We start from the raw sequence: 21186 nt of genomic DNA, 5'->3' as shown, positions 1-21186 counted from the left end.
CTTCCCTTGATCAAGGGCCCTGCTCAGAGGTAATCCGAGCGCTGCAGGCCGTATTTGGCCATCTTCTCGTTCAGCGTGCGGCGCGGCAGGCACAGCTCATCCATCACCGAAGAGATCGAGCCCTTGTGGCGGCGCATGGTGTTGTCGATCAGCATCCGCTCGAAGGCTTCGACGTATTCTTTCAACGGCTTGCCCTCGGTGGTCATCACCGGCTGCATGTCCTCGTGATCGTTCATCAGCAGCGAGGCGATGGTGCCCGTGCCGCGCCGCGATTGCAGCACCGCGCGCTCTGCGAGGTTGATCAACTGGCGCACGTTGCCCGGCCACGGCGCCTGCAAGAGCTGCGCCGCCTCCTGCGCCGAGACCTGCGGCGCGTCGCAGCCGTATTCGTCCGAGAACTGCTCGGAGAAGCGGGTGAACAGCGTCAGAATGTCCTCGCCGCGCTGGCGCAGCGGCGGCACCGTGATCTTCAGCGCCGCGAGGCGGTAGTAAAGATCGGGGCGCAGCGCGGTCTCGCAGGTGCGGCCTTCGTCCTGCAGGTTGCAGATGGCGACGATGCGGGTCTCGGGCGGGGTGCCCTGATCGTTGATCACCGACAGCAGCCGCGCTTGCGAGGCGTCCGACAGGCTCTCGATGTCTTCCAGCACCAGCGTGCCGCCGCGCGCCTCCTCGATCGCCGGCAGGCGGGTGTCCTCGGGCTGCATCGGGCCGAAGAGGCGGCGCATCAGCGCGTCCTCATCCATCGCGGCGCAGGAGATCAGCACGAACTTCTTACCCGCGCGCGATCCCACCGCGTGCAGCGCGTGGGCGATCAGCGTCTTGCCGGTGCCGGTTTCGCCGTCGATCAGCACATGGCCATCGGCCTGCCCCAGATCGAGCACATCCTCGCGCAGCCGCTCCATGGCGGGGCTCTGGCCGATGAGCTTGCTCATCAGCTGGCCGCCGTCCGACAACTCGCGCCGCAGCACCCGGTTGTCGAGCGTCAGGCGGCGGGCGTTGGTGGCCTTTTTCGCCAGTTCCGACATGCGATCGGGATTGAAGGGCTTTTCGAGGAAATCGTAGGCCCCGATGCGCATCGCCTCGACCGCCATCGGCACATCGCCGTGGCCGGTGATCATGATGACGGGCAGCGCGCTGTCATTGCCCATGAGCTTGCGCAGCAGCTGGATGCCATCCATGCCCGGCATGCGAATGTCAGAGATCACGATCCCCGGATAATCGGCACCGACCGCGCCGAGCGCCTCTTCGGCGCTGGAATAGGTCTCTGTGTCATAGCCCGACAGGGCCAGCCATTGGCTGATCGACTGGCGCATGTCCTTTTCATCGTCGACGATGGCGATCTTCATGGCTTTGGTCATTCGGTCTGGTCGCCTTTTGTTGTGGTCTTCTTACGCGTTACGCGGTGTCATACTCGTCATGGCGCGCGGCTCACTCGGCCGCCGCGTGGCTCTGGTTCAAGATAGGCAATTGCATCTCGAAAACAGCCCCACCCTCGGTTCCGTTCCGAGCGGTGAGACGGCCGCCCAGATCGGCGACGATCCCCGAAGAGATCGCAAGGCCGAGGCCGGTGCCGTCGCCGGGCTGTTTGGTGGTGTAGAAAGGCTCGAACAGCGCATCGAGATCCTCGATGCCGTGGCCGTTATCGCGCACGCTCAGCGTCGCGGTCTCGCCGCTGGCGAGGATGATCTCGATCTCGGGGTTGGCCACGGATTTCGTTGCGTCGATGGCGTTGCGCAGCAGGTTCACCAGAACCTGCTCAATCCGCATCCGGTCGCCCATCACCCGCACCGGCACATCGGGCAGGATCTTCGAGATCCGCACCCGCCGCGCCTTGAGTTGCGGCTCCATCATCGACAGCGACGAGGCCAGCGCCTCGCCCATGTCGACGGGCACGAAATTGGCCTGCCCCTTGCGGGCATAGCTTTTCAGCTGGCGGGTGATCGCGCCCATGCGCTCAATGAGATCATCAATGCGCGAAAAGGCGGTCAGCGCCTCCTCGGGGCGGTTGCGGTTGAGCAGCAGTCGCGCCCCGGCAAGATAGGTCTTCATCGCTGCCAGCGGCTGGTTCAGCTCGTGGCTCACCGCGGCGGACATCTCGCCAAGCGCGGCGAGCTTCGAGCTTTGCTCCAGCGTCTGCTCGGCGCTGGCGAGATCCTTCTGCACCTTCTCGCGCTCGGCGATCTCGCGCTGCAGCCGGGCGTTGAGCGCGCGCAGCTCGACGCTCTCGCGCTGGAACAAGGCCATGCGCAGCGCGGTCTTGCGCGACAGCGCGTAGAAGGCCAGCGCCGCCAGCAGCGCAAAGGCCATGATCTCCAGCGCCAGCACCGCGTTCACCTTCTCGCGCACCGAGGCGTAGGTGGTGAAAGTCGCCATGGTCCAGCCGCGGAACGGGATACGCCCGTCGATCCGCATCACCGCCTCGCCGCGCAGATAGGCGTCAGCAGGCAGCGCGGTCCAATCGGCGGTGGCCTTGATGGCGCGCTCTATGGCGTTCTCGGCGGGCTGGCGGGCCAGCGCCTCATCCATGGTGAGCCCGCGCCAGCGCGGCTCGGTCGCCAGAATGATGTGGCCTTCGGAATCGAGCACGGCGACAGCATCGGTGATCCCGGCCCATGCGCGTTCGAACTTGGCCAGATCGACCTCGACCACGATCACCCCGATGGCGGAATTCTGGCTTTCGACCCGGCGCGAATAGGTGAAGGCATAGCCGCCCGCCTCGCGCTCCTGCACGGTAAAGACGGTGGTGTTGGCGCGCAGCGCGTCGACGTAATAGGCCTCGCCCCGATGGTTCTGCCCCAGCCGGTTGCGGTCGGTCGCCGCCACGGTGCGCCCGTCGCGATCGAGCAGCATCAGCGAGGCGGCGCCGATCTCATCCACGTAAGAGATCAGGCGCTGCGTCGACTGGCTGAAGTCATTGGAATTGAGCGCGCCGATCAGCGCCGGATCGCGCGCCAGAAGCTGCGGCACGATGGCGTTGCGGCGCAGTTCGGAAAGGATGTTGCCGGAGTAGAGCGCCAGCCGCAGCTCGGCGCGGTTGCGCGTCGAGGCGGTGGAGCGGTCGGTCAGCAGGACGTTGGTGATCCACACCGTGCTGACCGCCAGAACCAGCAGTACAATCAAGGCAGCCCGCACCCGCCAGCTAAGCGGGCCCGAGCGCCTGCGGTCTTTTTGATCGTTGGCGGGCTCCGACATGGCGCCCAATTTACGCGCCGCGTGCCGCCTTCTCAAGCGTTGCCGGTCAAGCCTCGGCCAGCGCGGCGGTCAAATGGGCGAAAAGACGCGCACCGTCCTCATTGCCCTGCGACGGATCGCAGGCCCGCTCGGGGTGCGGCATCATCCCGAGAACACGGCGGTTTTCCGAAAGAATGCCCGCGATATCCCGGTCCGAGCCATTGGGGTTGTCGGTGTAGCGGAAGGCCACGCGGCCCTCGCCTTCGAGCCTGTCCAGAGTCGCGGCATCGGCGGTGTAATTGCCGTCGTGATGCGCGATCGGGATGCCGATCCGCTCGCCCGCCTCATAGCCACGGGTAAAGATCGACTGGCTTTCCGCCACCTCAAGGCCGATGGTGCGGCAGATGTACTTGAGGTTTGCGTTGCGCAGCAGCGCGCCCGGCAGCAGCCCGGTCTCGGTGAGGATCTGAAAGCCGTTGCAGACTCCAAAGACGTAGCCGCCGCGCTCGGCATGGGCCTTCACATCGCGGCAGATCGGCGAGTTGGCGGCAATGGCGCCGCAGCGCAGGTAGTCGCCGTAGGAAAAGCCGCCCGGCAGGCCGACGATGTCGACGCCATCGGGCAGCGCAGTGTCCTTGTGCCAGACCATCTCGACCTGCAGCCCGGCCTGTTCGAAGGCCATCTTGAGATCACGATCGCAGTTCGATCCGGGGAAGACGATGACGGCGGCTTTCATGGGCACTCTCCTGAACGGCCTTGCGACGCGCTGCGGCGCCGCCCCCGCGTCAGCGGGTGAAATCGGTGATCACGGCCACACCCGGAGGCGTTGGCCCGTTGAACGCCGCCAGTTCCGCCCCGGCCTGGCTGAGGGGAATCTCGCGCGCGATAAGCGGGCTCATATCCACCTTTCCGCGCGTAATCAATCCAAGCAGCGACGGATAGCGATGCGAGGGCATGCCGCGGGTGCCGTAAAGCGCCAGATTGGCCATATAGACGGCGTTCATGTCCACCTCCTGCACCGCGTGATGCCCCACAGGCATGCCCACCTGCACGTGCCGCCCCAAGGGCCGCAGGCAGCGGATCGAGGCGTTGACGGTCTGCGGGATGCCCAGTGCCTCGACGCTCACATGCGCGCCGCCGCCGGTGATCTCCTTGATCTTCGCCGCCGCGTCCTCCTCGGCGGCGTTCACCGCCGCATCCATGCCCAGCGACAGCGCGTGATCCAGCTTTTCCTGCACCACATCGACGACCACCACATGCGCCCCCAGCGCGCGGCCGAGGATGGCGGCAGAAAGCCCGATACCACCGGTGCCATGCACCGCCAGCCACTCGCCGCCCTGCAGCGCCGCGCGCCCGGTGAGCGCATGCCACGCGGTGGTCACCCGGCAGCCAAGTCCCGCGGCCAATGTGGGCGACATGCCCTCAGGGAGCCGCGCGAGATTGAAGTCGCGCGGCACGGCGACATATTCGGCAAAAGCGCCCGGCTCGATGAACCCCGGCAGGCGCTGGTCAAAACAGGTGTGCTGCTGCCCCTCGCGGCACTGCGGACAGGTGCCGCAGGCGAGGATGAAGGGCGCCACCAGCTTGTCGCCGACCTGCCATTGCGAGGCGGGTCCTGCCTCGACCACCTCGCCGCAATATTCATGGCCCTGAATCTGCCCCGGCTTCACCCGCGGATGCTCGCCCGACCAGCCGTGCCAGTCCGAGCGGCAGACCCCGCAGGCCAGCACCTTCAGCACCACGCCATCTTCGGGACAGGCCGGCATCGGCACCTCCTCGATCGACAGGTCGGCGTTGTATTCTCTCAGGACAGCGGCGCGCATGAATGATCTCCTCCAAAACTGCGATCACAGAACGACAGGCCACGCGAAAACACAAGCCCCTCGAAGGCGGTACCGTCCGGCCTGCCTCCGGCGGGGATATTTGTATCTAGACGAAGCGCAGACCGTCCCCCTTCGTCTAGATGAAAATATCCCGGGGGAGCCCGCGCAGCGGGCGGGGGCAGAGCCCCCTCTCTTGCCGCGCCGCAGGCCCTTCCCCGCGCCCCTCTTGAGCAAACGCCCCTGCGGCGATACATCTGCGCAACTGACCAAAGGATAAACTCCATGCCGATCAAGCTGCCCGAAGACCTTCCCGCCTATAACGTGCTCTCGCGCGAGGGCGTGATGGTCATGTCCGAGGACAGCGCGTCTCGGCAGGACATCCGGCCGCTGCGCATCGCGCTGCTCAACCTCATGCCCAAGAAGATCCAGACCGAGAACCAGTTCGCGCGCCTCATCGGGGCGACGCCGCTGCAGATCGAGTTTTCGCTGATCCGCATGAGCGAGCATCAGACCAAGAACACCGCCGCCGAACATATGGAAGCCTTTTACCGGCCGTTCTCGGAGGTCGAGGCCTCGGGCGAGAAGTTCGACGGGCTGATCATCACCGGCGCGCCGATCGAGCATCTCGAGTTCACCGATGTCACCTATTGGGACGAGCTCAAGCGGGTCTTCGAGTGGAGCCAGACCCATGTGCACGCCACCTTCGGCGTCTGCTGGGGCGGCATGGCGATGATCAACTATTTCCACGGCATCAAGAAGCACATCCTCGATCACAAGGCCTTCGGCTGCGTGCGCCATCAGAACCTCGCCCCCGCCTCGCCCTTCCTGCGCGGCTTCTCGGATGACATGGTGATGCCGGTGTCGCGCTGGACCGAGATGCGCCGCGACGAGATCGAGGCGGCGGGCCTGCCGGTGCTGATCCACTCGCCGGAAACCGGCCCGGCGCTGGTCGAGGACAAGGCGCATCGCGCGCTCTATATCTTCAACCACCTCGAGTATGACAGCACCACGCTGAAGGACGAGTATGACCGCGACGTCGAGGCGGGCAAGCCGATCAACGTGCCAGCGAATTACTACCCCAGCGATGATCCGAGCCAGAAGCCGCTGAACCGCTGGCGCAGCCACGCGCATCTGCTGTTCACCAATTGGATCTCCGAGATCTACATGACCACGCCGTTCGACGTTGCGCGAATCGGCAGCGAGTCCACCGACTGGCGCGCCGCTGCCAAGGTCGGGGCCTGAGCCATGTGGCAGATGCTGCTGCCCGCCCTGCTGCTGACACTGGCCGGCTGCGGGCTGACCAGCAGCAAGGCGGGCCGCGAGGCCAGCGGCGCCGAGGCGGCCTTCCCGCCCGAGGGGCAGTTCCTGCAGGTCGGCGACCGCCGGGTGCACTACGTGGAAAAGGGCAGCGGCCCGCCGCTGGTTCTGATCCATGGCGCCAGCGGCAATCTGCGTGACTGGACCTTTGACGCGGTCGAGCGGCTGAGCCCGCGCTATCGCGTCATCGCCTTTGACCGCCCGGGCCTTGGCTACACCGAGGCCGAGGCGGATGGCGACAGTATCTTCGAGCAGGCGGCGCTGCTGTCGTCCGCTGCCGGGCAACTCGGCGCGGCGCGGCCCATCGTGCTTGGCCAGTCCTATGGCGGCGCCGTGGCGCTGGCCTGGGCGGCGAACCATCCCGAGAGCGTGTCCGCGCTGGTGCTGCTGGGCGCCGCCTCGCAGCCTTGGGAGGGCGGGCTGCCGCTCTTTTATCAGATCACCGCCGGGCCGCTCGCGCCGCTCGCCAATCCCGCCATTGCCGCTTTCGCGCCCGACAGCGCCGTGCAGGATGCCATCGAGGATGTGTTCCTGCCCAACCCGGTGCCCGCGGGCTATGCCGCGCATATCGGCGCGCCGCTGACCCTGCGCCGCGAGAGCCTTGCGGCCAACGCCCGCCAGCGCGCCAGCCTCAAGGCCGAGATCCGCGCCCTCGCCCCGCGCTACCCGGCGCTCGATCTGCCGGTAGAGCTGGTCCACGGCGAGGCCGACACCACGGTGGGCTTGCAGATCCATTCGGTGCCGACGGCGGCGCAGATCCCGCGCGCCAACCTCGTCACCCTGCCCGGCGTCGGCCATATGCCCCAGCATGTCAGCCCCGCGCAGATGGACGCCGCCATCGCCCGCGCCGCCGCGCGCGCGGGTTTGCGCTGACCGGCGCTTGGCCCCATATTGATGAAGACGACGCAATCAGAAGGACCTAGCCCCGTGTCCCTGCCCTTCGACGGCGCGATCAGCGCGTTCTTCGAGAAGAAGGCTCCCAAGGAGGTGCGACAGGCCATCCGCCGCGCCGACAAGGATGACATCCTCTCGCACAGCTATCCCTATTCCGAAGAGATGAAGGGCAAGAGCTACGACAAGCAGATGAAAGCGCTGCAGGTCGAGCTGATGAAGCTGCAGCGCCATGTGAAGGCCAGCGGCGATCGCATCGCCATTCTGTTCGAGGGCCGTGACGCCGCGGGCAAGGGCGGCACGATCAAACGCTTCCGCGAAAACCTCAACCCGCGCGGCGCGCGCGTGGTGGCGCTGTCGAAACCCTCGGACACCGAGGCGACGCAATGGTATCTGCAGCGCTACATCGACCATCTGCCCGCGGGCGGCGAGATCGTCTTCTTCGACCGTAGCTGGTACAACCGCGGCGTGGTCGAGCATGTCTTTGGCTTCTGCACCGAGGCGCAACGCGAGCATTTCTTTGCGCAGGTGCCGGATTTTGAGAAGATGCTGGTCGAGGAAGGCATCAAGCTGTTCAAGTTCTGGCTCAACGTCGGACAGGCCGAGCAGCTGCGCCGCTTCCTTGCACGAGAGCAGGACCCGCTGAAACAATGGAAACTGTCGTCGATCGACGTCGAGGGGCTGAAGCTCTGGGACGAATATGGCGCGGCGATCCGCGAGACGCTCTCGCGCACACACACCGCCGCCGCGCCCTGGACGGTGATCCGCTCGGACGACAAGAAGCGCGCCCGCATCGCCGCCATCCGCCACGTGCTGAGCCATCTCGATTACGACAACAAGGATGAGGCCGCCGTTGGCGTGCCCGACGCGAAGATCGCCGGGGGTCCCGAAGTCTGGGATGGGTAAACGCGGCTATCACCATGGCAACCTGCGGCAGGCGCTGGTCGAGGCCGCGCTGGAGCTGATCGAGGAAAAGGGCCCCACGGGCTTTACCCTGTCGGAGGCGGCAAAACGCGCCGGGGTCACGCCTGCCGCGGTCTACCGGCATTTCTCGGGCCGTGAGGATCTGATCGCCGAGGCGGCGCGGCAGGGCTATGAGATCTTCGGCGATCTCATGCAATACGCCTATGACAGCGGCCAGCCCTCGGCGCTGGCGGCCTTCGAGGCCACGGGCCGCGCCTATCTCGCCTTCGCCCGCCGCCATCCCGGCCACTACATCTCGATGTTTGAAAGCGGTATCTCGGTGAACCATTCGCCCGAGCTGGCCGCCGCCTCGCGCCATGCCCGCGGCGTGCTGGAGAAGGCCGCGAGCGATCTGTCGCAGCACATCCCCCCCGAGAAGCGCCCGCCCGCGGCGATGTTCTCGGCGCATGTCTGGGCGCTGAGCCACGGCGTCGTCGAGCTGTTCGCGCGCAACTCGCCGGGCACCCAGTCGCCCTTCCCTGCGGACGAGCTGCTGGAGACCGGCATCGGCATCTATCTGCGTGGCCTCGGCCTCATTCCGCCTGACAGCTAAGGCGCGCTCAGCGCGCCCTCTGCGGCGCTGTTCAACGCCCCAGCGTGCGGCGAATCTCGGCTTCCAGCTTTTTCAGCAGCTCGGCGTTGTCGTAATCGGCGATGGCGATGCGCCGCGCCTCTTCGCCCATCTGGCGCTTTTGTTCGGGCGGCAGCGCAACCGCGCGGGCCACGGCCTCGGTGTAGCCTGCCTCATCGTGCTCTTCGACAAGATAGCCGGTCTGCCCCTCGCGCACCGCCTCTGGGATGCCGGCATGGCGGGTCGAGACCACCACGCAGCCCGCGGCCATGGCCTCTTGGATCGAGGTCGGCAGCCCTTCGGTATTGCCGTTCCGCGCGGTGACCGAATGCTGAACAAAGACCTCGGTGCGTTCGAGATGCGCGCGCACCTCTTCGTGCGGCAGCGCGCCGGGCAGCGACACCCGATCCTGCAGCCCCAACTCGGACACCAGCGCCTTGGCGGGCTCATAAAGCTCGCCGTCGCCGATCATCGTCAGCTGCGCCTGCGGGTTGCGTTGGGCGGCCTCGGCAAAGGCGCGGATGGTCATCAGCGGCGTCTTCTTTTCGACGAAACGCCCCACCGCAAGGCAGGACCCCGGCAGCTTCTCGCCCGGCACGAAGCGCCGCACGTCCACGCCCGAGGGGATGACCACCGAATTGGGATGGCTGACACCGACCGAGGCGAGATTGTCGAGCAGGAACTGCGACACCGAGAACACCCCGGCCAGCCGCGGCATCATCTTTTTGTAGGCGCGCTGCACATGCGGATGGCGAATGCGCGACGAGGCATCCGAGCCGCGGAAATAGCAGAACACCGGAATACCGGCCGCGTTGGCGATGGGGGCGATGGCCACGCCCTGCGGGCCGAATTCGGACAGGATCATGTCCGGCTTGTGCCGCGCCAGAAAGCGCAAAGCGCCGCGCCGCGCCGAGCCATAGGGCATGCGGCTGGAGCCGTGGCGCAGGTGGTTGAGGCCGCGCGCAAAGGGACGGATGAGCTTGTCAGTGGCGGGACGGTCTTCGGGCGACATCTCGAAAAAGCGCCCGTCTTCAGGGGTTTCTTCGGTCAGCCGGTCAGCGATCACGCAGGTCGCGCCGCCAAACAGGTGCTGGATGTGGCGGTTGACGAAGGTCTGCCCCGGAGACAGGTAGGTTCCGACGACGATGCAGGATTTCATGCCAGGGCGCTCCTTGGTTCATGGCGCGTCCGCGCTCAGTAAAATTCTTCCACGACGTTGGCCAGCTGATTTGCAATCGCCTCGGGCCGCACCGCTTCGGCCATCGCGGCCATACGCGCACGCGCCTCTGTCCAGACCGGACCGCCAAACGCATCGCGCGCCCGTTCCAGCACCGCCGGAGCCTCGCCGCAATCGAAAAAGAACGGATAATCCGCGCCAAGAAACCGCTCGGCGTCCTCGGTGTCACGGCTGGCCAGCACCACGGCTCCCAGCGCCGCGGCGGTAAAGCCCTTGAGGAAAGGCTTGAAGGCGCCCTCCTGTCCGGCCCGAAAGCGGCGCGCACAGAAATGCAGGTTGTACTCCGGCAGGCGCGGCAGCGCCGCTTCGAACTCGGCCCGCGTGCTGGCGGGCAATTGCGTGACCTCCGCCGCGATTTCCGGCGGCACTTCGGTGTTTAGCGGATCGCCCAGATAGAGCGCCGCGAACTGCGCCTGCTGCGCCTGCGGCAAGCGATAAATCTCGGGATCCACATGGTGATGCACCAGCCGCACGCGTCCGGCCAGCTCGGGCCGGGCCGAGAGCGCATCTTGCTGGGTGAAGGAACAGCTAAGGTGCAGGTCGGCACCGGCAAAGCGCATCCGGTCCTGCGGCTCGTCGACATGGTCGAAACACAGACCCCGTCCCCACCAGCGCAGCAGATGCGCCGCGCGGGACGACAGTTTGCGCACTGCGGTCTTCGAGATCACATAGACCGCATCGCGCGGCAGCGACAGCACCCAGCGTTCTTGTGCGGCAAAACCGTCGGCGCGTTCGGGCATCTCGATCAGCCCCGCCTCGATGCGCGCAGAGGCATGCTGCGCCAGCATTTCACGCAGTTGGAAGGCGCGCATCACCGTGCTGCCGGTGTCACGCTTGCGGCGCGTATAGACAAAGTAGACGCGATATGGACGTGCCATGGCTCCTCCTCCGCAAACATGCCCGCAGAAACAAGAAATCGCGCCGACACAAGGCCGGCGCGATCCAAATCGTCCGAAGGCTGAAAATCAGCGCTTCGAGAACTGGAAGCTGCGGCGTGCCTTGCGGCGGCCGAACTTCTTACGCTCGACGACGCGGCTGTCGCGGGTCAGGAAGCCTGCGGCTTTCAGAGCGCCACGCAGCGACGGATCGTAAAGCTGCAGTGCTTTCGAGATGCCGTGCTTGACCGCACCGGCCTGACCCGAAAGACCGCCACCTTTCACGGTCGCGTAAACGTCGAACTGGTCTTCCACACCGGCAACGGTGAAGGGCTGACGCAGGATCATCTGCAGCACGGGACGTGCGAAGTATTTCGCCTGTTCCTTGCCGTTCACCACGACCTTGCCCGAGCCCGGCTTGATCCAGACGCGTGCAACAGCGTCCTTCCGCTTGCCGGTGGCATAGGAGCGGCCCAGCTCGTCACGAACGGGCTCACGCGGGGCTTCGACGGTTTCGGGCGCAGCTTCGATGCCTGCAGCGGTGCCCAGCTCTTCCAGAGAGTTGATCTGTTCGGCCATGATTACACCCGGGTGTTTTTCTTGTTCATCGACTTGACGTCCAGCACTTCGGGCGATTGCGCCTCGTGCGGGTGCGCCGCGCCTGCGTAGATGCGCAGGTTGGTCATTTGCTGACGCGACAGGCGGTTGCCCGGAAGCATGCGCTTGACGGCCTGGAACACCACACGCTCGGGGTGTGCACCCTCGAGGATCTGGGCCTTCGTGCGGGACTTGATGCCGCCCGGGTGGCCGGTGTGCCAGTAGAAGTTTTCTTCACGCTTCTTGCCGGTCATCTGCACCTTGTCGGCGTTGATGACGATGACATTGTCGCCCATGTCCATGTGCGGGGTGAAGGTGGCTTTGTGCTTGCCACGCAGACGCATGGCAACGATCGAGGCGAGACGGCCGAGAACGACGCCTTCCGCGTCGATCACGATCCATTTCTTCTCGATGTCTGCCGGAGTCGCAGAGAAGGTTTTCATCGTGGTTGCCCTTGAGCTTGTTCAAAAAGGAGCCACGGCGGGCCCCGAATTCCGATGGGCGGGTTATAAGCATGCCCGCGACACAGTCAAGCGCCACCTTTCCGCATTAATCGTTAAAAAACAATAACTTGAAAAAACGGTATCTAAATACCCCACAAATATTCAGCCCCCACCCCCGCTCAGACGAGGATTTGCTCGGGCGGATCGTCCAGCAGCCTGCGCAGCTTCAGGATCGCGGCCTCGAACTCGGGCAGCGGCACCTGCCCGTTCATGCCGATGCGCACCGCATGCGGCGCGAAGGCGTCGCGCAGGGCGAACTCCTCGGCGGCCCGCACCTGCACCCCCTCGGCTTCCGCCGCCATGCAGAAGGCGGCGGCGCGCCAGCCCGCCGGAAGCCGCAGCCAGACGAAAGGCGCCTCCTCGTTCCACGTGATATCATGGCCGCCAAGGAAATTCACCGCGCTGCGCACATAGAGCGCGTTGCGCTCGCGCACGGCCCGGACGATCTCGCGGGTCTCGCGGCGGCTCAGCAGATCGGTCACCAGATCGGCCAGCGGCAGCGCAAGGCCGAAGAACCCGTATTCCGCCGCCCGGCGCAGATCGCCGCGCCGCGCCCGTGGGGCAATGACGAAGCCGACCCGCAGGCTCGGCGTCAGCGTCTTGGAGATCGACGAGACGAACCAGCCCTGTTCCGGCAACATCGCGCGATAGGTCTCGCAGCGCGCCTCGCCCAGAAAGGTGCTGTCGTCCTCCAGCACGTGCAGCCCGCAACTGCGGGCGACTGTGGCGATCTCGCGCCGCCGCGCGGGCGGCGTCACATGGGTGGTGGGGTTGTGCATCGCCGGCGAGGTGCAGAGCAGCTGCGCCTCATGTTTGCGTGCCAGTTCCGCCAGCGCATCGGGCCGCAGCCCCTGCGCGTCCATCGGCACCGGCACCGGCTCGGCGCGCAACAGCTCGGCGGCGCGGCGGAAGCCGGGATAGCACAGCTCCTCCACCAGAACGACGGGACGGCGCCCGCGCAGCACCGCCTGCATCACCAGCGAGATGCCGTTCTGCGCTCCATGGCTGAGCACCACATCCTCGTGATGCACCTGCCCCATGGGCACATCCGCCAGCCAGTTCAGCGCCGCCTGACGCGCCGGAGCAAAGGCGCGGCTGGTGGGATAGTCCATCAGACCGGGCGAAGGCCGCGCCGAGATCCGGGCCAGCGCCTCGCGCACCAGCGCCACCTGCCCCAGATCCGGAATGCGCCCGGTGAAGAGACTCACCATCGCATCGCCGCTGGGGGTCACCTCGCGCGGGCCGCTCTCGATCAGCAGCGGCGGCGCGGTCTCCGGCGCGCCGCGCACGAAGGTGCCGCGTCCCACTTCCGCCACCAGTACGGACTCGTCGGTGAGGATTGTATAGGCCCGCGCCACGGTCCCCGGGGTCATCCCCAGCCGCCATCCAAGCTCCCGCACCGGCGGAAGCCGCGTGCCCGCGGCAAGCTTCCCCTGCGTGATCCCATCCCGCAATGCACCTGCCAGCATTCGATATTTCGGAGCCGACGCCTGATTTTCGAACAGTTCGAAAATTGTATCGGTAACAATGTTTTTCTCGACGCTCATTGGGGCACAATGTATCAATGATCGCATGAGATCAAGATAATTGTACCGATACAAAACTGGAGATACACCGATGGCACATGCCGCCCACGCCCCGCTTCTTGCCTATCTCGACGCGCAGCGCCCGCTGCCGCCGTTTGCGGCCATTGCGCTGCGCGTTGCGGTGGTGACCGCGAAATGGTCCGAGCGCCGCCACACCCGCCGTGCGCTGCTCGAGCTCGATGACCATCTTCTGCGTGACGTCGGATTGGAACGGACCGCCGCCCTCCGGGAGGCGCGCCGCAAGTTCTGGCAGGGCTGATCCCCGGACCTGACGGAACCTCTTCCACTTGGCGCGAGGCACCCCCTCGCGCCATTTTTGTGTCTGGCGCCAAGCGCCCGCCCGCCGCAAAGGCGGCAAAGGATCACCATGCGTATTTTTAAAGAGAAGAAGCCCGAGGATGAGCAAGACTCCCCGGGCTTCTTCTCTTTTTAAATACGCCTTATAGGCGCGGCGGCGCCGTTCAGCGGGCGGCCAGCCCATCGCGCAGCACGCCCAGCACCGCCTCGCGCGGCACATCGGCGGTGACGAAAGCCTGCCCGATGCCGCGGGCGAGGATGAAGCGAATGGCGCCGTCGAGCACCTTTTTATCCTGCCCCATGAGATCAAAGAGCGCCTCGGCCCCCGGCAGGTCGCCGGGAATATCGCTGAGGTCGCGCTTCATGCCCATCGAGGCCAGATGCGCCCGCAGCCGCGACGGGTCCTCCTGCGGGCAAAGCCCGAGGCGGGCCGAAAGCTCGAAGGCCAGCGCGCAGCCGATCGCCACACCCTCGCCATGCAGCAGCCGGTCCGAATAGCCGGTGGCTGCCTCCAGCGCGTGGCAGAAGGTGTGCCCGAGGTTGAGCAGCGCGCGATCGCCCTGCTCGGTCTCGTCGCGCACCACGATTTCGGCCTTCATCTCCACCGAGCGGCTCACCGCATGCGCCAGCACCTGCGGATCGCGTGCCACCAGCCCGGCGGCATTGTCCTCGAGCCAATGGAAGAAGGTCGCATCGCCGAGCAGCCCGTATTTCACCACCTCGCCGTAGCCCGCGAGGAAGTCGCGCGGCGCCAGCGTGGCGAGCACGTCGATGTCGGCCAGCACCAGCGAGGGCTGGTGGAAGGCGCCGATCAGGTTCTTGCCCGCGGGCGAGTTGATGCCGGTCTTGCCGCCGACCGAACTGTCGACCTGCGCCAGCAGCGAGGTCGGGATCTGCACGAAGCGCACGCCCCGGCGCAGGATCGCCGCGGAGAACCCCACCAGATCGCCGATCACCCCGCCCCCGAGCGCCACCACCACGTCGCGCCGCTCGACCTTCTGGGCCAGCAGCCATTCGGTGACATGCTCCAGTTCGCGCCAGCATTTGGTCGCCTCGCCGGGCGTCAGGCTCAGCGCCTCGCAGGCGATGCCTTCGGCGGCGAGCCCCGCCTTCAGCGCCGGCAGATGCGCCGCGGCGACGGTCTCGTCGCTGACCACCACAACGCGTTTGCGGCTGCCCAGCAGCGGCGCGATCTCGGCCCCGGCCCGCGCCAGCAGCCCGGCGCCGATGCGCACGTCATAGGCGCGCGCGCCAAGGTCCACATGTACCGTTCCCGAAAGAGCCGCATCACTCATCCGCTGCATTCCTCCAATACGTCGGGCCGCGTTTTCAGCGTCTCGATCACTTTCAGCGCCATACTGTCCACCGACAGCCCATGCTCCGAGGTCACCGCCAGATCGGCCAGCGCATAGATCGGCACGCGGCGCTCATAGATCTCGGTCAGCGTGGCCAGCGGGTCGGGCGTGCGCAGCAGCGGACGCGTGTCCTTGTGGCGCACCCGGCCCCAGAGCACCTTGAGATCGGCATCGAGCCAGACCGCGACGCCCTTTTCGGTGATCATCCGGCGGTTCGCCTCGGCCATATAGGCCCCGCCCCCGGTCGACAGCACCGCCGGGCGGGCGTCGAGCAGACGCTCGATCACCTGACTTTCCTTGCGCCGAAAGAACGCCTCGCCGTCGCGGGCGAAGATCTCGGCAATCGTCATATTCGCCGCTTTCTCGATTTCGGCATCCGAATCGCGAAACGGCACGTTCAGGGCAGAGGCGAGCGCCCGGCCAACGGCCGATTTTCCTGCTCCCATCATGCCCACCAGCACAACTGTCTTTTTCAACTTCGGGTGCAATCCCCTTGTTTCTCGGCCATGCATCGCCAATTCTGCCTCCTGAGGCCGTGAATGACGTGTCGTTGCCGAAAAGGCTAGGTATAAGTGACAAAAAACATGAGGCAGGACTAACGAGCATATGGGACGACTCCTCAAACCCCTTTTCTTCCTTCTCGTCCTCGCGGCGATCGCGCTGGTGGCTTACGCCTATGTGGGCCCCTACTTCGGCGCGGATTTCTCGCCGCCCCAGACGGAAATTCGCCAGCCCGTGGAGCTTGATGCGAACTAGGCTACTTCTGAGCGCCCTGCTTCTGGGCGCCCCGACGCTCGGCGCTGCCGAGGCCCCGCTTGCTGCCATCGACTGGCTCAAGCCCGGCCCGGCTGTGTCTGGCGTTCCCGGTGTAAGCGCCGCGATGCCGCTGCCAGAGGCGCCCGCGACCGGCACTCTGCGCGTGCCGCATCCGCTGCCCGAGCGCGGGACCTCAGGCCGTGCCTTTCCCGGACGCAGCTCGCCCCCCGGTTCGTCCTTTGGCGCGCTGCCCAAGGATGAGCCGCCAGTGGCGCGCTCCGGCACCTCCCCCGCGGTCGAGAGCGCGACGCTCGATGCGCCCTCCGCCGAGGCGGCGGGGCTGCTGTCGACGGCGATGACCGGCCTGCCGCGCTCGCTCTGGTCCGGGTCCGAGGCGGCGCAACTGGCACCGCTCATCGCCCGTGTGGAACCTGCGGTGCCCGCGCTTTCCGCGCAGATGCTGACGCTGCTTCTGGCCGAGGCCGACGCGCCGCAGGGCAAACCGTCGCTGCTGGTGGCGCGCATCGACCGGCTGATCGAGGAAGGCGCGGTGGATGCCGCGCTGGCGCTGGTCGAACAGGCTGGCGGCGCCTCGTCGCCCGAGATCTTCCGGCGCTGGCTCGACCTCGCGCTGATCGCCGGGGATGATTCTCCGCCCTGCGCCACGCTGATGCGCCAGCCCTATCTGTCGGACGATATCCCCACGCGAATCTATTGCGACGCGCGGATCGGCAATTGGGAACATTCGGTCACCGTCTTCGGCAGCGCCGAGGCGCTTGGGCAAATCGATGGGCGCGATGCCGAGCTTCTGGCCCGTCACCTCGATCCCGAACTGGTCGATGCCTCTGCGCCGCTCAACCCGCCCGCGCGCCCGACGCCGCTGGAGTTTCGCCTGTTCGAAAGCATCGGAGAGGCGCTGCCGACGCAGCCGCTGCCGCGGATGTTCGCCGCCGCCGATCTGTCGGGCAACCGCGGCTGGCGCGCGCAGATCCTGTCGGCCGAGCGGCTGGCGCGGCGCGGCACGCTGTCGGGCAACCGGCTTTTGGGCATTTACACCGACCGCGAGCCCGCCGCCTCTGGCGGGGTTTGGGACCGGGTGTCCTCGGTTCAGGATCTGGAGGCCGCGCTGGAGGGCCGCCGCACCGACCTCATTGGCCCCGCGCTGATCGCCGCATGGCCGCAGATGCGCAGCGCCGGGCTGCTGGTGCCCTTTGCCGAACTTTACGCCCCGCGCCTGAGCGGGCTCGCCCTTGAGGGCCGCGCCGCCGGGCTGGCCCGGCGCGCCGCGCTGCTCTCGCCCGACTATGAGGCCGCCGCGCGCGCGCTGGCTCCGCAGTCCGGGCTGATGGAAACCGTTGCCGCCGTCGCGAAGGGCGACACGCCCGAAGCAATGCCGCGCAGCCCCGCCGCGCAGGCGGTGGCCGAAGCCTGGCGCCCCGATGCAGAGGTGCCGCCCGAGCTTGAGGCGCTGCTGCAAGAGGGCAAGCTGGGCGAGACCGTGCTGCGCGCCATCGCCCTCTTTGGGTCCGGCGCCGAGGGCAATCACGCCGATCTGACCGGCGCGCTGGCGACGCTGCGCCGCGTCGGACTCGAAGACACGGCGCGCCGCGCCGCGATCCAGCAACTCATCCTCGCGGACGAAGGAGCCCCGCTGTGAGCGCGACGAACTGGGTTTCGGCGTTCCTCGAAGCGCAGGCCGCCGAACGCGGCGCCGCCGACAACACGCGCTCGGCCTATGCCCGCGATCTGGCGGATTTCACCGCGTGGCTCGCCGCCCGTGGCCGCGATCTGGCCAGCGCCGAGCGCGCTGATGTCGAGCAATATCTGATCGCCTGCGAGGCCGACGGGCTCGCGGTGTCGACTCGCGCGCGGCGGCTGTCGTCGATCAAGCAGCTCTACCGTTTCGCCTTTGAAGAAGGGCTGCGGGGCGACAACCCGGCGGTGCAGATCTCTGGCCCCGGTCGTCCGAAGCGCCTGCCAAAGACGCTCAGCACCGAAGAAGTGGACCGGCTGCTCGACGCTTCCGAGACCCATGGCCGCACCGCCGACGACCGGCTGCGCAACGCGTGCCTGATGCAACTGCTCTATGCCACCGGGATGCGGGTGAGCGAGCTTGTGACGCTGCCGCTCTCGGCGGCGCGGGGCGATCCGCGGATGCTGCTGATCCGCGGCAAGGGCGGCAAGGAACGAATGGTGCCGCTCTCGGCCCCCGCGCGCGAGGCGCTGGCCATCTGGCTCGAACGCCGCGACGCCCGCGAGGCGCTGGCGAAGGCGGAAGGCAAGCCCGCGTCGGGCTTTCTCTTTGCCTCGCGCGGCAAGGCCGGGCATCTGACCCGCCATGCGTTCTACGTGATGATCAAGGATATCGCGGTTGCCGCCGGGGTGTCCCCGGCGAAGGTGACGCCGCACACGCTGCGCCACGCCTTCGCGACGCATCTTCTGGCCAATGGCGCTGACCTGCGCGCCATCCAGACCTTCCTCGGCCACGCCGATGTGGCGACCACCGAGATCTACACCCATGTTCTGGAAGAGCGCCTGCGCGATCTGGTGATGGACCACCACCCGCTGGCAAGAGACTGATCCCCCCACCTTCGTCTAGACGAAAATATCCCGGGGGTGCGGGGGCAGCGCCCCCGCCTCAGCCCTGCAAGATTAAGCGTGCACCTCGGTATAGGTGCCCTCGCCCGCCAGAATGCCCCGGAACCCGCCCGGCTCGTTCAGCGAGAAGACGATCAGCGGCATCTTGTTGTCACGCGCCAGCGCGATCGCCGAGGCATCCATGACCTTCAGGTTGTCGCGCAGCACATCATCATAGGTGATGCGATCATAGCGCTTGGCCTCGGGGTTGGTCTTGGGGTCGCTGTCGTAGATGCCATCCACCTGTTTGCCCATGAAGATCGCCTCACAGGCCATCTCGTTGGCGCGCAGCGCCGAGGCGGTGTCGGTGGTGAAATAAGGGTTGCCGGTGCCCGCAGCGAAAATGCAGACCCGCTTCTTCTCGAGGTGGCGCACGGCGCGGCGGCGGATGTAGGGCTCGGCCACCTCGTCCATGCGGATTGCCGAGATCACCCGGGTGAACACGCCCAGCTCTTCCAGCGCCGACTGCATCGCCAGCGCGTTCATCACCGTGGCCAGCATGCCCATATAATCGGCGGTGGTCCGCTCCATCCCCTGTGCCGAGCCAGCGAGGCCGCGGAAGATGTTGCCGCCGCCGATCACCATGCAGATCTCTACACCCATATCGTGAACGGATTTTACCTCGCGGGCGATCCGTTCGACGGTCTGCGGGTTGAGGCCGTAGCCCCTGTCGCCCATAAGCGCCTCACCCGAGATTTTCAGCATCACACGTTTGAAGGTGGTCTGGGGCTGCTCGGTCATGTTGCGCTCCGTCTGTGCAGGATCCAAATTCCGGCTATATGTGACGGAAAATCCCCCGGCCTGCAATGCCGTGCGCCGGATCAATGACAAGGAGCACCGGTGTCAGATCTGGTGAAAAAATTCGCGCCCGATCCGGAACTGCCGGTGCTGATCGCAGGCCCTACGGCCAGCGGCAAATCCGCCCTCGCGCTGGAGATTGCCGAAACCGCCGGGGGCGTGGTGATCAACGCCGATGCCATACAGGTCTTTGACGACTGGCGCGTGCTCACCGCGCGCCCGCCCGCCGAGGATGAAGCCCGCGCGCCGCATCTGCTCTATGGCCATGTTCCGGGCAGCCGGGCCTATTCCGTGGGCGATTGGCTGCGCGATCTGCAGCCGCTGCTGGCCGGGGCACGGCCGATTATCACCGGCGGCACGGGGCTTTATTTTTCGGCGCTGACCGAGGGACTGGCGGCGATTCCCGAAACCCCGCCAGAGATTCGCGCCCGCGCCATTGCGCGGCTGGAGGCGGGCGAGCTGGCCGCGATGGTCGCCGAACTCGACCCCGAGACCCGCGCCCGGATCGACACCTGCAACCCGATGCGGGTGCAGCGCGCGTGGGAGGTGCTGAGCGCCACCGGGCGCGGCATCGCCGCATGGCAGGCCGAGACACCGCCACCGCTTTTGCCGCTGGCGCAGGCGCAGCCCATCGTCTTTGACGCCCCCAAAGAGTGGCTCAACGACCGCATCGCCCGCCGCTTCACGCTGATGGTCGAGGGCGGCGCGCTTGACGAGGCGCGCGCTAACCTTGCCAGCTGGCGGCCCGATCTGCCCTCGGCCAAGGCCATCGGGGCCGCCGAGTTGATTGCCCATCTGCGCGGAGAGATGAGCCTCGAGGACGCCTGCGAGCGCGCGACGATCCTCACCCGGCAGTTCGCCAAGCGCCAGCGCACGTGGTTCCGCGCGCGGATGAAATCCTGGCCCGCCTACAGCCCGGATGGAGCCTCGGCATGAGCCCGCAATCGCTCCTACAGTCGCCGGAAGGCACGGTGCGGCTGCTGTCGCCCGGACAGCAACCGGCGTGGCGCTATGGCCTCTTGCACGACCGCGACGAGATCACCCTGCTGTGGCTCACCCGCGGACAGGGCAAGATCACCCTTGATGGCCGCCGCCGCGGGCTTGGCACGCATAACGCCGTGTTCATTCCGCCGCGGGCGCTCTTCGCGCTTGATCTGGCACCGCAGAGCCTTGCGCTCATCCTGCATGCGCCCGCACCGCAGCCCGGCGGCGCGCAGTTTCCGGACGCGCCGCTGCACCTTCGGGTGCGCGAGGCACTGGCGCAGGCGGAACTGACCTCGGTGCTGGAGACGATCCAGCGCGAGATCACGCAGGCGCGGCCCTTCATGGATGAGGCGCTGGACGCGCAACTGCGGCTCGCCGCGGTCTGGCTGCGCCGCCAGAGCGCGCAAGGCAGCAGCGACCAGCCCGAGGAAACCGCGGCGCAGCGCCTTGCGCAGGCCTATTCGCATTCGGTGGTGGCGCGCTTCCGCAGCCCCGACGGTCCCGGCGACATGGCCGCCGAACTGGGCGTCACCGGCACGCATCTCACCCGCGCCTGCCGCGCCGCCTGCGGGCGCTCGGCGCAGCGCATGCTCTCCGAGCGCAAATTGCACGAGGCGCATCGCCTGCTGGCAGAGCCCGAGCCCGCCATCGCCAATATCGCCGCCTCGCTGGGCTTTGCCAGCGCGGCCTATTTCTCGCGCTTCATCCGCAAGCAGACCGGCCAGACACCCAGCGACCTGCGCGCCGGGGTGCCTCCTGTGCGCCGCACGCCGATGAGCGGGCGCCCCGGAGCGCGCGCCATCCGCCGCTTCTGACCGGAATTGA

The 21186-nt window shown here is 66.9% G+C and carries 22 protein-coding genes; 10 read left to right on the top strand and 12 right to left on the bottom strand.

From position 1 onward, the window contains the following. Window positions 1-23 precede the first annotated feature (23 nt). The 4 genes from G0A00_RS01735 to G0A00_RS01720 form a co-directional block, all read right to left on the bottom strand. Window positions 24-1358 (bottom strand): sigma-54 dependent transcriptional regulator, encoded by a 1335-nt coding sequence (locus G0A00_RS01735; protein WP_066100488.1) that lies wholly within the window; start codon window positions 1356-1358, stop codon window positions 24-26. A 70-nt stretch (window positions 1359-1428) separates the two neighbouring features. After that, window positions 1429-3192 carry an ATP-binding protein gene (locus tag G0A00_RS01730; RefSeq protein ID WP_164181575.1) on the bottom strand — a complete coding sequence of 588 codons (1764 nt, stop codon included), beginning with the start codon at window positions 3190-3192 and terminating at the stop codon, window positions 1429-1431. A gap of 46 nt (window positions 3193-3238) precedes the next feature. After that, window positions 3239-3907, bottom strand: coding sequence for a phosphoribosylformylglycinamidine synthase subunit PurQ (gene purQ, locus G0A00_RS01725; RefSeq protein WP_164181573.1), 669 nt, complete (start codon window positions 3905-3907; stop codon window positions 3239-3241). Window positions 3908-3956: 49 nt separating this feature from the next. After that, window positions 3957-4994, bottom strand: coding sequence for an alcohol dehydrogenase catalytic domain-containing protein (locus G0A00_RS01720; protein ID WP_164181571.1), 1038 nt, complete (start codon window positions 4992-4994; stop codon window positions 3957-3959). Window positions 4995-5276: 282 nt separating this feature from the next. Between G0A00_RS01720 and metA the strand changes: the two genes are divergently transcribed. From metA to G0A00_RS01700, 4 genes are read left to right on the top strand one after another with little or no spacing between them, the layout of a single operon-like run. Then, window positions 5277-6236, top strand: coding sequence for a homoserine O-succinyltransferase (gene metA, locus G0A00_RS01715; RefSeq protein ID WP_066100497.1), 960 nt, complete (start codon window positions 5277-5279; stop codon window positions 6234-6236). A gap of 3 nt (window positions 6237-6239) precedes the next feature. After that, window positions 6240-7184, top strand: coding sequence for an alpha/beta fold hydrolase (locus G0A00_RS01710; RefSeq protein ID WP_164181569.1), 945 nt, complete (start codon window positions 6240-6242; stop codon window positions 7182-7184). A gap of 54 nt (window positions 7185-7238) precedes the next feature. Beyond that, on the top strand, window positions 7239-8108 hold the full coding sequence (ppk2, locus tag G0A00_RS01705) for a polyphosphate kinase 2 (protein ID WP_164181567.1): 870 nt from the start codon (window positions 7239-7241) through the stop codon (window positions 8106-8108). Next, entirely contained in the window at window positions 8101-8718 is a 618-nt protein-coding gene (locus tag G0A00_RS01700; RefSeq protein WP_164181565.1) for a TetR/AcrR family transcriptional regulator, read from the top strand. Before ppk2 ends, G0A00_RS01700 begins: the two co-directional genes overlap by 8 nt. Before the next feature lie 31 nt (window positions 8719-8749). Here G0A00_RS01700 and G0A00_RS01695 read toward each other — a convergent pair whose 3' ends face one another. From G0A00_RS01695 to G0A00_RS01675, 5 genes are all read right to left on the bottom strand, one after another. Further along, window positions 8750-9895: a glycosyltransferase gene (locus tag G0A00_RS01695; RefSeq protein WP_164181563.1), complete on the bottom strand. Its 1146-nt coding sequence runs from the start codon at window positions 9893-9895 to the stop codon at window positions 8750-8752. Between the two features lie 35 nt (window positions 9896-9930). Further along, complete coding sequence (locus G0A00_RS01690; RefSeq protein ID WP_164181561.1) at window positions 9931-10851, bottom strand: hypothetical protein; 921 nt, start codon at window positions 10849-10851, stop codon at window positions 9931-9933. Between the two features lie 87 nt (window positions 10852-10938). After that, entirely contained in the window at window positions 10939-11427 is a 489-nt protein-coding gene (rpsI, locus tag G0A00_RS01685; protein ID WP_066100516.1) for a 30S ribosomal protein S9, read from the bottom strand. Between the two features lie 2 nt (window positions 11428-11429). Further along, window positions 11430-11888 (bottom strand): 50S ribosomal protein L13, encoded by a 459-nt coding sequence (gene rplM / locus G0A00_RS01680; protein WP_066100519.1) that lies wholly within the window; start codon window positions 11886-11888, stop codon window positions 11430-11432. Window positions 11889-12067: 179 nt separating this feature from the next. Further along, window positions 12068-13495 (bottom strand): PLP-dependent aminotransferase family protein, encoded by a 1428-nt coding sequence (locus G0A00_RS01675; protein ID WP_164181559.1) that lies wholly within the window; start codon window positions 13493-13495, stop codon window positions 12068-12070. 70 nt (window positions 13496-13565) lie between these two features. Here G0A00_RS01675 and G0A00_RS01670 point away from each other — a divergent pair, with 70 nt between their 5' ends. Next, the gene (locus G0A00_RS01670) at window positions 13566-13793 is read left to right on the top strand and encodes a DUF1127 domain-containing protein (RefSeq protein ID WP_066100525.1); all 228 of its coding nucleotides are present in this window, start codon (window positions 13566-13568) and stop codon (window positions 13791-13793) included. Between the two features lie 202 nt (window positions 13794-13995). Here the strand turns inward: G0A00_RS01670 and aroB are convergent, their stop codons facing one another. Further along, the gene (gene aroB, locus G0A00_RS01665; RefSeq protein WP_164181558.1) at window positions 13996-15126 is read right to left on the bottom strand and encodes a 3-dehydroquinate synthase; all 1131 of its coding nucleotides are present in this window, start codon (window positions 15124-15126) and stop codon (window positions 13996-13998) included. After that, window positions 15123-15698 carry a shikimate kinase gene (locus G0A00_RS01660; protein ID WP_066106534.1) on the bottom strand — a complete coding sequence of 192 codons (576 nt, stop codon included), beginning with the start codon at window positions 15696-15698 and terminating at the stop codon, window positions 15123-15125. The genes aroB and G0A00_RS01660 overlap by 4 nt, the downstream gene beginning before the upstream one ends. Before the next feature lie 94 nt (window positions 15699-15792). On the opposite strand from G0A00_RS01660, the gene G0A00_RS26320 reads away from it, so the two are divergent. Genes G0A00_RS26320 through G0A00_RS01650 form a run of 3 tightly spaced genes read left to right on the top strand, consistent with a single transcriptional unit; the run spans window position 15793 to window position 18522 of the window. After that, entirely contained in the window at window positions 15793-15942 is a 150-nt protein-coding gene (locus G0A00_RS26320) for a hypothetical protein (RefSeq protein WP_193789503.1), read from the top strand. Further along, a complete protein-coding gene (locus G0A00_RS01655; protein ID WP_164181557.1) occupies window positions 15932-17599 on the top strand; it encodes a hypothetical protein in 1668 nt (555 codons plus the stop codon). Before G0A00_RS26320 ends, G0A00_RS01655 begins: the two co-directional genes overlap by 11 nt. Continuing rightward, window positions 17596-18522, top strand: a complete 927-nt coding sequence (locus G0A00_RS01650; RefSeq protein ID WP_164181556.1) for a site-specific tyrosine recombinase XerD — start codon at window positions 17596-17598, stop codon at window positions 18520-18522. Before G0A00_RS01655 ends, G0A00_RS01650 begins: the two co-directional genes overlap by 4 nt. Before the next feature lie 72 nt (window positions 18523-18594). On the opposite strand, the gene pyrH is transcribed toward G0A00_RS01650, so the two are convergent. Beyond that, window positions 18595-19320 (bottom strand): UMP kinase, encoded by a 726-nt coding sequence (gene pyrH, locus G0A00_RS01645; protein ID WP_066100535.1) that lies wholly within the window; start codon window positions 19318-19320, stop codon window positions 18595-18597. A 99-nt stretch (window positions 19321-19419) separates the two neighbouring features. Here pyrH and miaA point away from each other — a divergent pair, with 99 nt between their 5' ends. Together miaA and G0A00_RS01635 are read left to right on the top strand one after the other, a co-directional pair. Then, the gene (gene miaA, locus G0A00_RS01640) at window positions 19420-20313 is read left to right on the top strand and encodes a tRNA (adenosine(37)-N6)-dimethylallyltransferase MiaA (protein WP_164181554.1); all 894 of its coding nucleotides are present in this window, start codon (window positions 19420-19422) and stop codon (window positions 20311-20313) included. Further along, window positions 20310-21176 (top strand): helix-turn-helix domain-containing protein, encoded by an 867-nt coding sequence (locus tag G0A00_RS01635; protein WP_164181553.1) that lies wholly within the window; start codon window positions 20310-20312, stop codon window positions 21174-21176. The genes miaA and G0A00_RS01635 overlap by 4 nt, the downstream gene beginning before the upstream one ends. The last annotated feature ends 10 nt before the right edge of the window (window positions 21177-21186 follow it).

This window comes from Salipiger sp. PrR002, from assembly GCF_010500775.1.
Lineage (GTDB): Bacteria > Pseudomonadota > Alphaproteobacteria > Rhodobacterales > Rhodobacteraceae > Salipiger.
The sequence above is the reverse complement of the archived record's forward strand: the minus strand, read 5'-3'. Positions and strand labels throughout refer to the sequence as shown.

Excerpts from the sequence above, each read along its gene's own strand:
- G0A00_RS01670 (WP_066100525.1), top strand. The coding sequence starts at position 13,566 with ATGGCACATGCCGCCCACGCCCCGCTTCTTGCCTATCTCGACGCGCAG.
- G0A00_RS01655 (WP_164181557.1), top strand. The coding sequence starts at position 15,932 with ATGCGAACTAGGCTACTTCTGAGCGCCCTGCTTCTGGGCGCCCCGACG.
- G0A00_RS01690 (WP_164181561.1), bottom strand. The coding sequence starts at position 10,851 with ATGGCACGTCCATATCGCGTCTACTTTGTCTATACGCGCCGCAAGCGT.
- rplM (WP_066100519.1), bottom strand. The coding sequence starts at position 11,888 with ATGAAAACCTTCTCTGCGACTCCGGCAGACATCGAGAAGAAATGGATC.
- G0A00_RS26320 (WP_193789503.1), top strand. The coding sequence starts at position 15,793 with ATGGGACGACTCCTCAAACCCCTTTTCTTCCTTCTCGTCCTCGCGGCG.
- rpsI (WP_066100516.1), bottom strand. The coding sequence starts at position 11,427 with ATGGCCGAACAGATCAACTCTCTGGAAGAGCTGGGCACCGCTGCAGGC.
- G0A00_RS01720 (WP_164181571.1), bottom strand. The coding sequence starts at position 4,994 with ATGCGCGCCGCTGTCCTGAGAGAATACAACGCCGACCTGTCGATCGAG.
- G0A00_RS01700 (WP_164181565.1), top strand. The coding sequence starts at position 8,101 with ATGGGTAAACGCGGCTATCACCATGGCAACCTGCGGCAGGCGCTGGTC.
- pyrH (WP_066100535.1), bottom strand. The coding sequence starts at position 19,320 with ATGACCGAGCAGCCCCAGACCACCTTCAAACGTGTGATGCTGAAAATC.
- G0A00_RS01635 (WP_164181553.1), top strand. The coding sequence starts at position 20,310 with ATGAGCCCGCAATCGCTCCTACAGTCGCCGGAAGGCACGGTGCGGCTG.
- G0A00_RS01710 (WP_164181569.1), top strand. The coding sequence starts at position 6,240 with ATGTGGCAGATGCTGCTGCCCGCCCTGCTGCTGACACTGGCCGGCTGC.
- G0A00_RS01695 (WP_164181563.1), bottom strand. The coding sequence starts at position 9,895 with ATGAAATCCTGCATCGTCGTCGGAACCTACCTGTCTCCGGGGCAGACC.
- G0A00_RS01660 (WP_066106534.1), bottom strand. The coding sequence starts at position 15,698 with ATGCATGGCCGAGAAACAAGGGGATTGCACCCGAAGTTGAAAAAGACA.
- metA (WP_066100497.1), top strand. The coding sequence starts at position 5,277 with ATGCCGATCAAGCTGCCCGAAGACCTTCCCGCCTATAACGTGCTCTCG.
- G0A00_RS01730 (WP_164181575.1), bottom strand. The coding sequence starts at position 3,192 with ATGTCGGAGCCCGCCAACGATCAAAAAGACCGCAGGCGCTCGGGCCCG.
- aroB (WP_164181558.1), bottom strand. The coding sequence starts at position 15,126 with ATGAGTGATGCGGCTCTTTCGGGAACGGTACATGTGGACCTTGGCGCG.
- purQ (WP_164181573.1), bottom strand. The coding sequence starts at position 3,907 with ATGAAAGCCGCCGTCATCGTCTTCCCCGGATCGAACTGCGATCGTGAT.
- G0A00_RS01675 (WP_164181559.1), bottom strand. The coding sequence starts at position 13,495 with ATGAGCGTCGAGAAAAACATTGTTACCGATACAATTTTCGAACTGTTC.
- G0A00_RS01735 (WP_066100488.1), bottom strand. The coding sequence starts at position 1,358 with ATGACCAAAGCCATGAAGATCGCCATCGTCGACGATGAAAAGGACATG.